At 52.2% G+C, this 10,996-nt stretch carries 9 protein-coding genes; 8 read left to right on the forward strand and 1 reads right to left on the reverse strand.

From position 1 onward, the window contains the following. Window positions 1-102 precede the first annotated feature (102 nt). The 6 genes from PLD04_00475 to rpoD are packed head-to-tail and all read left to right on the forward strand — an operon-like array spanning window position 103 to window position 7,543. Window positions 103-867 (forward strand): hypothetical protein, encoded by a 765-nt coding sequence (locus PLD04_00475; protein ID HXK66791.1) that lies wholly within the window; start codon window positions 103-105, stop codon window positions 865-867. Next, window positions 840-1,616 carry a nickel pincer cofactor biosynthesis protein LarB gene (larB, locus tag PLD04_00480; GenBank protein HXK66792.1) on the forward strand — a complete coding sequence of 259 codons (777 nt, stop codon included), beginning with the start codon at window positions 840-842 and terminating at the stop codon, window positions 1,614-1,616. The genes PLD04_00475 and larB overlap by 28 nt, the downstream gene beginning before the upstream one ends. A gap of 13 nt (window positions 1,617-1,629) precedes the next feature. Continuing rightward, the gene (rpsU, locus tag PLD04_00485) at window positions 1,630-1,839 is read left to right on the forward strand and encodes a 30S ribosomal protein S21 (GenBank protein ID HXK66793.1); all 210 of its coding nucleotides are present in this window, start codon (window positions 1,630-1,632) and stop codon (window positions 1,837-1,839) included. A 1-nt stretch (window position 1,840) separates the two neighbouring features. Continuing rightward, window positions 1,841-4,135 carry a Smr/MutS family protein gene (locus PLD04_00490; protein HXK66794.1) on the forward strand — a complete coding sequence of 765 codons (2,295 nt, stop codon included), beginning with the start codon at window positions 1,841-1,843 and terminating at the stop codon, window positions 4,133-4,135. Beyond that, window positions 4,135-5,862 (forward strand): DNA primase, encoded by a 1,728-nt coding sequence (gene dnaG, locus PLD04_00495; protein HXK66795.1) that lies wholly within the window; start codon window positions 4,135-4,137, stop codon window positions 5,860-5,862. The genes PLD04_00490 and dnaG overlap by 1 nt, the downstream gene beginning before the upstream one ends. 16 nt (window positions 5,863-5,878) lie before the next feature. Then, window positions 5,879-7,543, forward strand: coding sequence for an RNA polymerase sigma factor RpoD (gene rpoD / locus PLD04_00500; protein ID HXK66796.1), 1,665 nt, complete (start codon window positions 5,879-5,881; stop codon window positions 7,541-7,543). A 75-nt stretch (window positions 7,544-7,618) separates the two neighbouring features. Here rpoD and PLD04_00505 read toward each other — a convergent pair whose 3' ends face one another. Beyond that, entirely contained in the window at window positions 7,619-8,692 is a 1,074-nt protein-coding gene (locus tag PLD04_00505; GenBank protein ID HXK66797.1) for a hypothetical protein, read from the reverse strand. Between the two features lie 171 nt (window positions 8,693-8,863). Between PLD04_00505 and PLD04_00510 the strand changes: the two genes are divergently transcribed. Both PLD04_00510 and PLD04_00515 read left to right on the forward strand, forming a co-directional pair. After that, on the forward strand, window positions 8,864-10,021 hold the full coding sequence (locus PLD04_00510) for a peptidoglycan DD-metalloendopeptidase family protein (GenBank protein ID HXK66798.1): 1,158 nt from the start codon (window positions 8,864-8,866) through the stop codon (window positions 10,019-10,021). Between the two features lie 47 nt (window positions 10,022-10,068). Next, the gene (locus PLD04_00515) at window positions 10,069-10,995 is read left to right on the forward strand and encodes a hypothetical protein (protein ID HXK66799.1); all 927 of its coding nucleotides are present in this window, start codon (window positions 10,069-10,071) and stop codon (window positions 10,993-10,995) included. Window position 10,996: the final 1 nt, after the last annotated feature.

Genomic DNA, 10,996 nt, shown 5'->3' on the forward strand with positions numbered 1-10,996 from the left:
CGAAGAATGTTATGCTGTGGAAGGAAAAAGACAGGTATAAGGCTGTTTGCGAAATCGTACCTTTGGTGCTACACTAAAGGTGAGAAACAAGGGAGGTGTATGATGAAACGATTCATGCTGATCCTGTTCGGTATTGGGCTTATGGTCATCCTTGCCTGTAAGCCGGGTTCCAAACAGCCCGAGTTTGACATCACTGCAGAATTTTCAAAACTGGATACGGCGCATAAAGATATTGTTGACGTAAGGACCCAGATCAATGAGCTGGATTCCAAAATCGCCACCCTGGAGGACGCAAAAGCAAATCCTCGAAAGTATAAGAAGGAAGATCTTCCAACAGAAGATCTCGCTGAACTGCAGACCAAGCGGAGTGAGATGAAGTCCCAGCTCGATGAAAAGGTAAATACCTTTATGGATAATCTCACCATGTTCCTCAATAAGGGGCTCAACGATTTTCCGGATGCTCAGGAGACAAAAAAGGCCGTTCGGATGTACAGTGACGAGAATATCCTGATTGCAGAAGAGTACATCCAGAAGGGCGGCAAATATACCAAGGCAATTGACATTTATCGACAGGCCATCCAGTTTGATCCCGAATACGATGTGCTTTTGGAGAAGATCAAACGTGCCGACGAACTGAAATACATCACGCAGGAACGGTTTGATGAGGTTAAGGCCGGGATGAGCATGGATCAGGTCAAGGAGATCTGCGGTGTCCCCAACATCAACTTTATCAAGGAGTACAATGAGGGGGGAAAGACCGTAATCGCCTGGTTCTACCAGAGGGAGGATGCATCCGCGGCTGGTTTTTATTTTAACCGGGGCAGACTCTATAACAAGAAATGGACAGCGGTCAAAAAGGAGCAGTAGATCGAGCTTCCATCCTGGCCCTTCTCAATGATGTAAAAGATGGGCGGCTGAGCCCTTCGCAGGCCGTTGAACAGTTAAAGTCCCTTCCCTTTCAGGCCATAGGCGACATTACGATGGATCACCATCGCGCTCTGAGGAGGGGTGTGCCGGAAATCATCTATGGGGCAGGAAAAACGTTGGACCAGCTCGAAGCCGTGATTCGATCGTACCGGCAGGAAACCCGTCCCCTGCTTATTACCCGCCTGGAATCGACAGTCGTTACCCACCTTCTCAGCCTCTTCCCGGATCTGCATTCCAATCCGCTGGCAAGGACCCTGCGGTCCGGTGCCTTTGCTCCGGAAGAGCCGCCCGCAGGAACTGTCGGGGTTGTGGGAGCGGGAGCCAGTGACGGTTCGGTCGTGGAAGAGGTCTGTGAGACCCTTACCTTTCTTTCCTGCCCTTTTTTTGTGGTTCGAGATGCGGGTGTGGCGGGAATGCATCGGTTTTTAAACCACTGGCAGGAACTAAGTGAGGCTCCCGTGATCGTCGCAGTGGCAGGGATGGAAGGTGCTCTTCCCTCTGTACTGGGAGGACTTTTCCCCGGTCCAATCATCGGGGTTCCCACCAGCGTAGGGTATGGTTCACACCTTGGCGGACTGACGCCTCTTCTGGGTATGTTGAATTCCTGCACGGCCGGTATCGCCGTCGTGAACATTGACAATGGAGTCGCCGCAGGGTATATTGCCTCTCTCATCAATCGCAAACGATAGGAGGTGAGGCCTCTTGGCCTTCGTCGTTGTTAAAAACGGAGAGTCTTTCGAAAATGCGTTAAAACGGTTTAAGCGCCAGTGTGAGCGTGAAGGAATCCTTTCGGAAATCAAAAAGCGCCAGCATTACGAAAAGCCCAGCGAAGTTCGAAAGAAAAAGGTACTCCAGGCGAAGAAGAAGCTTCGACGCAAAGTCCTTAAAGAGAAGCGGCGTTACCAGTCCTGACATGTGGTCGGGCTGTGACCTGGAACAGGTCCTGACCCTTATCGGCACCTTTGCCCGGACAGAGGGCGGCCGGAAGGGTGTTCTGTCTCAGAGGACCTTTCTCTCGGAACCCGAGATCAGCCTTCGCCATGCACGCATCGAAGCGCTGATTCGACAGGGCCGTGTTTCCCTGGAAGGAATCGAAGAGAACATTCATATGTTTCTCAGGATGATCCCTGAGCAAGGGGATCGTCTATCTGAAAAGGCGTCCCACGAGGTTCTCCTTTCTCTGGATCGATTGAGCCGGCTCCATCGTACCTTTCGGGAAGGCCCGGAGCCGGATTTACAGAAATGGGCCGGTGAGCCCTTTGGATTTGAACCGATCCTTGAAGCCTGGCTTCCCCGGTTTCATCCTGAAGGGATTCTTCGTAACGATGCCTTCCCGGAACTGGTTCAACTTGGACGACGGGTCGAAAGAGCCTATCGTGAACTCCAGAAGTCAATTTCGGTGGTTCAGCATTCTCACAAGGACTACCTTCAGGAAGACACGGTTGCATTTAAGGATGAACGCTATTGTCTGCAGGTAAAAGCTTCCTTCCAGTCCCATGTTCCTGGACTCTTCATGGGGGCCTCATCTTCTGGAAATACAGTGTTTATTGAGCCAATGGAGGTGGTTTCAGCCAATAACACTCACCGTCATGCTCTCGAAGACCTGCGGCTCGAGAAGGAACGGATTCTCGGGCGGCTTCTTTCAGAAATCGAACCATTTCGAGAGGATCTCCCGGGAGCTCTTGAATTTTTAGCAGAAGTCGATCTTTATCTTTGTTTCATTTCATTCATGAAAAGGGCGGAAGGAATTTTGCCTGAACAGGCCGAGCTCCGTGAACCATTTTCGATTGTCCAGGGGCGTCATCCGCTGATCGATGAACGGTTTTCAGATTTGCGATCGGACCTTTTTGCCGAAACCGGGCGGAAGGGTTGGGTCATCCCTCTGACCATGACCTTCAAACCGGAACATTCCGTTCTTATCCTCTCCGGTCCGAACGGCGGAGGAAAAACGGTGGCCCTGAAAACCACTGCCCTGATCGCCATTCTGGGCAGAATGGGCTGGCCGGTCCCGGCCGGTCCGGGAACCAGGATTCCCTTCTATTCGGATATCATGATCTTCGTCGGGGATGAACAGGATATGCTGCATGACCTTTCAACGTTTACCGCGGCCATGGGCCGCATGAAGACCATGGTGGACCGGGTAGATCGTGGAACTCTTCTTTTCATTGATGAAGCGGGATTTGGTACGGATCCGGAAGAGGGAGCAGCTCTCGCTACGGCAATCCTGGAATATATTCACAAAAGCGGGGCTCGAGCTTTTATTACAACCCATCTGATGCAGCTCAAGATGCTCGCTCTGACTCATACCTCGTTCGTGAACGCGAGCATGGAATTTGATGCGGAAACCCTTCGCCCCACCTTTACCTTCGTTCCCGGAAAGCCCGGTTCAAGCCATGCGCTCGAGATTGCCAGCTCGACCGGTCTTCGGGATGAGGTGGTTCAACGTGCACGGGCGCTTCTCGGTCCCGAGGCAACGGAAAGGGATCGCATGCTGGATCTTCTTTCCCGAATGGTGGATGAGCAGAGGGCCAGGGGTGATATGCTGAAACGGGAGCTTGACAGGCTGGAGGAAATGAAAATAAAGCTCAAGGAACAGATTCTGAATGAAAAGGAGCGTCTTCGCAACGACCTGGATCACTGGCGTTCCGATGTACTGAAAGATCTGGAACATAAAATTGAGTCCCTTCGAAAGGAAGGCGTGAAAGTCGGCCAGAAGGCGGAGCGAAAGCTCCGGAATAGCGTTCTCTCCGCGCCGGATACTCTGAAAAAATCGGCGGAGACCATCCCGCAGTTTCGTATCGGTCAGGCTGTACGGATTCGAGGAGGAAAGCTCAAGGGGACGGTGCGAGACCTTACAGCGGATGAGCTGCTTCGCGTTGAAATCGAGGGAAAGCAGGTATGGATTCCCGCAGCAGAGGTGCAGACAGATGGAGGTTCGTCAGCCGCTTCGGGAACTGTTGAGTATGAGTCGGCCTCGGAACCTGCCACAAATGTAATGGTCATCGGTATGGATGTCGAGGCATGCCTGGACACGGTGGATGAGGCAATCGATCATGCCCTCCGATCCGGTCTGGGATCCCTCATCATCATCCATGGGCATGGAACGGGAAGACTTCGCCGCGCAGTCCGGGATCATCTGAAACGGCACAGGCAGGTCTCCTCCTTTCGCCCGACTTCGGATAACGGAGGAACGGAGGTGGATCTCTAATGACCCAGGATCGATACCTCCTTGATGAAATCCGGCGTGCCATCAACACGATTAGTGAAATTGGAAGCTACGTAGAGCTGAAAAAGAGCGGATCACGCTGGAAGGGATTGTGTCCGTTTCACAGGGAAAAGACACCGTCTTTCTATGTCGATGAAACGTTGGGTCTTTTTAAATGTTTTGGGTGCGGAAAGGGTGGAGATATCTTCACCTTTGTGATGGAAATGGAGCGTGTCTCCTTTCCCGAAGCTCTGGAGATCCTTGCACGGAAGGCTGGAATCACGCTTCCGGAGAGCCGAAAAGATTCAAAAGAACCGCGAAGTGGTGATGTGGAGGACGTTCTCAAAAGTGCAGCTGAGTTTTTCCATCGAAGCCTCCATGCGGAACGTGCAGGCGTGAGGGATTATTTAACGGGACGTAACTTTGGCGAGGAAATATGGAATCGCTGGCGCATCGGCTGGTCACCCGGCGGCAGCAACCTCTATCGATACCTTCATGGTCGCATTCCGGAGCCTCTCCTTCTTCAGACCGGACTGATCCAGGTGAAGGGGAACGATCGATATGATTTTTTCCGTGAGCGTGTGATGATCCCTCTCTATTCTCCCAACGGACGCATCGTCGGTTTCTCCGGGAGGATGCTGAGGGAGGGGCAGCCTAAATATATCAATTCAAAGGAGACCCGGTACTTTCAGAAGAGTCGGCTCCTTTACGGTTACCACCTGGCCCGCCGGGAAGCTTCGTCCAGAGGAGAGTGGCTGGTCGTGGAAGGATACTTTGATTGCATTCGACTCCATGAAGCAGGATTCTCCAACGCCGTAGCAACCATGGGTACGGCATTGACGGTACATCATGGCGAGCTTATGAAGCGCGTGACGCCGAAGGCCCTCCTCTGTTTCGACGGAGATGCGGCAGGGATGAAAGCTGCATCTGCCGCGATTCCGCTGCTTCTTTCGGGTGGCCTCGATGTGGATGTTCTTTTTCTGCCCGGGGGATTGGATCCCGATGATTATGTGGCACAAAAGGGAGGGGATGGTTTCAGCCGTTTTATAGCAGAGAGCCGTCGTTCCTTCCTGGATTTTCTCTTTGATCGGGAATTTCCGGATGGGGTTCGTAAGTTATCACCCCTGGACAAAACTCTGGGTATCCAGAAAATTCTCCAGGTCCTGCAAAACGTCAAGGATGACATGTTGCGATATGAGTATTTAAACCGCCTGTCCGGCAGGGTGGATGTGCCTCTGGCCATGTTGAACCAGAAAATTCAGCATCCCGCTTCATCCTCACGATCCGGAAAGGGATTGGAGTCGCTTCCCGACATGGAGCGGTCCCTTCTGGGGCTCCTTCTGGAAAATCCTTCTCTTCAGGATCAGTATTCTGACCGAATCCATCCCGATCTCTTTCAGGATGAGGATAATCGAAGAGTTGCGGAATGGCTCACCGAGATAATCCGGGAAAGGGGAGGGGTTGACATTTCTGTGTTCCGAAACCATCTTATAGAGCGTGGAGGGGATCTGAGCCTCCTGAGTCATATGTTGTTTGCGGAGCGCAGTCCTGAACTTGCGGATACTTATGTGAGTCACCTCGAATATAAATTCATCAGCCGCGAGTTGAAACGAGTACAGAAACTTCTGGAACATGCCGGTAACGAAGAAGTCAAGGCGTTGCTCCAGGAGAAGCAGCGTCTGTCCTCTCTGCTGCTGAATTTGAAGAAACACCGCGAAAGCGGTTCCTGATGAGGAGGATCTATCTTTGAACTGGGAAGAACACTATCCGGAAATTCGTTCCCTTATTCGTCTGGGCAGGGAAAAAGGTTTTGTGGTTCATGATGACGTAATTGACCATATCCCGGAGGATCTCAAGAGTGATCCCAATGCCTTTGATGACATTCTGATTCTGCTCGAAGACTATAACATCCTCGTATTTGAGGATGAACAGCAGGCGGAAACCATCCTTACACAGAAACAGCGCAGAGCGGAAGAAGAAGAATTGATGAAAGGGGAACTCGAACGAACGACAGACCCTGTCCGCCTCTATCTGAAGGAGATGGGTTCAGTCAAACTCCTGGACCGGGATGGGGAAATCTCCATCGCCAAAAGAATAGAACACGGGGAAAATAAGATTTTCAGAGCCCTGGTGCGAAACCCCCTGATCATGCAGGAGCTTCGCCGTATGTTTTATGATGTACAGGAAGGCCGGAAATCGGTCAAGGATATTCTCCGCACCATGGGTGAGGATGAGGTGATCGAATTCTCCAATGTTCAAAAGGTCTTCCAGGAAATCAATGACTGTTACGAACAGATCAGAAACCTTCGTATGCGTCAGGCGAACGCGCGAAAGGGGTCGTCCGCTGTGGACAAGATCCGCAAGGACGTCGATATGTTCCAGGAACGGATCAATCGCCGTCTGAACAATATTCAGCTTCCTTCCAAAACTCTTCGGCGTCTCGTCCGGCTGTTGAAGGATATCCAGACAAGAATTAACCGTTATAACAGTAAGATCAACCAGGCACGAAACAGTCTGAAGGGAGAACGAAACCCTGCCCGGCGCACCATGTATGAGAAGCGTATCACCAAGTATCAGGAAAAGGTGGATACAGAAGTTGTCTATATTCAGTCCCACTATAATCTTACGCCGGGAGAGCTCAAGCGAACGCTGCGCCTGATTCACCTGGGAGAACGGGAAGCCGAGGAAGCCAAGCACGATCTGATCGTCGCCAACTTGAGGCTGGTGGTTTCCATTGCGAAGAAATATACCAATCGCGGCCTCCAGTTTCTGGATCTGATCCAGGAAGGAAACATCGGTCTCATGAAAGCTGTGGATAAGTTCGAATATCGGCGGGGCTACAAGTTTTCCACCTATGCCACGTGGTGGATTCGTCAGGCCATCACCCGTGCCATTGCCGATCAGGCGCGTACGATCCGGATTCCCGTTCACATGATCGAAACGATCAATAAGCTGAACCGTATTCAACGGCAGTTACTGCAGAAGATCGGCCGCGAGCCCAGCCCGGAAGAAATTGCCAAGGCGATGGATTTGCCAGTTCATAAGGTCCGAAAGATATTGAAAGTTTCCGAACAACCGATTTCTCTCGAGACACCTGTAGGCGACGAGGACGATTCCCACCTTCGGGACTTCATTGAAGATTCCTCCATTGCCTCTCCCCTTGAAGAGGTAATCAATCGGGATTTGAGCCATCAGATCGACAGTGTTCTTCGGACGCTGACCCCAAGAGAGGAACAGGTCCTTCGCCTCCGGTTCGGAGTGGGAGACGGGCATGAGCATACCCTGGAGGAAGTCGGTCGGACATTCCAGGTTACACGGGAACGAATTCGCCAGATCGAATCGAAAGCCCTCCGAAAATTACGCCATCCATCCAGAGCAAAAAAACTCAAACAGTTTACGGCGCCGGAATAATCTTGATATGGAGCAAAAATAAACGGGGCGACAGCCATGTCGCCCCGTTGTCAACCTTTCAGGATCGATCTATACTTATGGAGTGACCTGGAGAGGTATTTTCACGATGGTTTCGCCAAGCCCGTCGCGAAGAGCCACCTCCAGGTCCTGCCGTATCCCGACCTGAGATGGATCGGGATCGAAGTAGACCTCGAATGTGGCTGCGTTTGCAATGTACATCTGCTGAGGGGGATTGATTAGAGAAATAGACACCGCATCCCCTTCCGCATCATGAACAAGAATTTTAAAGAGGAATCCAAAGGGAAATCCTGCGCTGAAGGAGACAGTCTGATCAAGAATTCCGTCGTGATTCGAATCCAGAATGTCCGGCTGACCGTCACCCGATGTGTCGATTCCGATCATATCAGGGAGAATGTTGTTCTGCAGGAGTGTCGCCCGCTGAAAGGTCCCATCATTTGTGACATTGTCCACAGTCGAACCATAGATGTACGCCCTGCCCTGTAAAACCTCGGCCTTCAACAGGCCCGGGCCCGGGTTGATCACGCCAAAGAATGAAGCAAGGCCGCTGGAAACCTGTTCATGGGTGGGCCCACTGTAGGATATTTCGCGTTCACTGATGATTTCTCCCGTATCCTTCAGTAAGACCCAGTTCACGATCGTGTCTTCCAGTGTGTCGATCCCAAAATTGAAGCGATGGCTCAGGCTCGATGGACAGGCAAGAAATAACTCCGATCCCGCTTTTGAAAAATCATCCTCGGATACGAGGGGGGTCGCCTGGCCGAACGTTCCCGATTCACTCAGGACATAGGTTCGGGCCTCCAGACCGACTCTGGACAGGGTATCCGCATCCGTATCGATCAGTACCATTCCGACACCATCGGCAGAGAGGGTCTCGACAAGATCCCCGGTGGTCCATATTTGTCCGGGGTTCAGCGTGAGTGTTGTCTGACCGGAGGGGACCGTCATCCCGGATGCGATGAATTCCAGGGTAATCTCCGTGACGTCGTGGCCGACATTGTAAAGTGTGGCGGACGTTCTCCACTCGCTGCCGGCATGGCCGGTCGTATGGGCAACAACGGGAAGGACGGCTGTGGCAGCGGAGAGGGTCAGGGGAAGAAGAAAAATGATAATGAGACTTAAATACTTCATTGTACACCTCCATTGAGTTTGATTTTACGGGGATATTTTTGAGTTCCAGGCGGGGGGTCACGATTCACATCCCTCTTACGGCCCCCCTGTTCCGGGTGTTAGATGTTAGAATTCTTAATGTATTACTTTAAGTATTGTGCGCGAGAGTACAAATTGTGATAAGATAGATCCGTGCACCGCGCTGTCCTGGCTACCTTTATCTTTCTTGTGTTTTCAAGTTTTGCAGGATTTCACTCTCGAAGTACCGTTATCGTTCCTCACCTACAGAAGCCGGATCTCATGGGAGAGATGGAGCATTTAGTAGAAACGGTCCGCAGTGGAGATGTCCTGGGGGAGATGTTGTCCCGGCATGTTCCCGCTGAGGAAGTGAATGAGGCCGTGGAAGAACTCAGGGGCATCTTTTCCCCGCGATCGGTTCATCCGGGTTGGGTAGTTACCTACCTTCAAAACAGCCACGGATTTACCGGGGCCATTGATATCAGCGCAACGGACGGCTGGACCGTGCACCTCTCCCGATGGCATGAACCCTGGACATCGTGGGTTACCGCGGGTGTCTCTCGATTTCAACCCGCCTATGCATCCGGAGAGATCAACTCAAGTCTCCTCCAGGCGTTTGAGAAAGAGGGGCTTACGGTCCGTCTGGTTGTGGAGTTTGTTTCGATTTTTCAATGGGATGTGGATTTTTTCAGGGACATCCGCAACGGAGACACCTTCGAAGTTCTCTATCTCAAGGATGATGACGGGCAGCCCGGGACAATCCTTTTCGCCCGTCTTGTCAACGATGGAAAGATCCACGCGGCTGTCCGATACGACGGAGGATATTACGATCTGAACGGAAGTCCGATGAAAAAGGCGTTTCTCAAAGCCCCCCTTGACGCGGCCAGGATTTCTTCGCGTTTTTCCTCTTCGAGAGTGCACCCTGTATTGAAGCGGCGTATGCCTCACTACGGTGTTGATTATGCTGCTCCGGTCGGCACTCCCGTTCTGGCCACCGGATCAGGAAAGGTCGTCTTTCGCGGATATCGCAAGGGATGGGGAAATACCGTCACGCTGCAGCATCCCAATCGGATTCAGACTTCTTACCTGCATCTGCATAAGTTTGCTTCCGGAATCCATGTGGGTTCACGCATTGAAGCAGGTCAGACAATCGGATATGTTGGCTCGACAGGTCTGGCTACAGGCCCCCATGTGGACTATCGAATTACGGTTAATGGAACGTATGTGAACCCTCTGGCATTTCAGGCTCCTCCCCTTCCCCCTCTTCCCGAGGAGAGAAAAAAGGATTTTGTTCTCATGGCCCAGAGGATCCTTCATCGTTGGGGAATCTGAAACTATACGGTAAAGCACCCACGCGTGCTGACCTGGCAGGCGGCACCTTGGATATCTGGCCCCTGTCCATGCTTGTTCCCAACGCCTCTACTCTGAATGTTGCTCTATCCGCATGGGTTTCCATGTCGGTTGAACACTCAAAGAACTATATTCTGTCCGATGGCCAGCGCCGGTGGAAATGGAATTCTCTTCAGTCGATGGCTGAGGATGGATTCGGGATCTACGCGGAGGTCATCGCTTCAACCGGAATAAGGGATTCTGTGAAGATCTCTATCCTGGACCGACCTCCCCGGGGCAGCGGACTGGGGGGATCTTCGGCACTCATGGTTCTTTTATCCATTCTTCTTTACCATCTTCAGGATCATGAATGGACGACACAGGCGCTTGTTTCGCTTCTTCGCGATCTGGAGGTTCGTGTTCTGGGATATCCCACAGGGAATCAGGACTATTTTCCCCCGATCGTGGGAGGAGGACTGGTAATTCACCACCGGCCGGGTGGCCCGGAGATCGAACCCCTTCCGTGGATTGATGGAATCGAAGAAATGATCTCGGTTTATGCAACGCCTGTCGAACACCATTCCGGTTCCGTGAACTGGAAGGTTGTACGAAACGCACTGGACCACAAATATGGCACGCTTGAAAAGCTCACCGCCCTCTCTGAAATTACAGCACGGATGCGATCGGCCTGGGTTGCGGCGGATGAGCGAGAACTGGGACGCCTCGTTACAGAGGAATGGACTATCCGCAAAACGCTCCACCCTGCCATGGATCATCCCTCCATACAGGAAGCATTACAAAAAGGTATGGAGGCGGGCGCATTGGGAGGGAAGGCTTCGGGTGCAGGAGGAGGCGGTACGGTACTCTTCGTTCACTCTCCCGGAATGAGGGAGACTCTGGCCGAAGCACTTTGCTCTCTGGGGGGGGGAATTCTGCCCTGCAGCCCGACTCGGCAAGGTTTTCAGCTGTGGACATAGG

It is taken from the genome of Thermoanaerobaculia bacterium (assembly GCA_035593605.1).
In the GTDB taxonomy this organism is placed as follows: domain Bacteria; phylum Acidobacteriota; class Thermoanaerobaculia; order UBA2201; family DAOSWS01; genus DAOSWS01.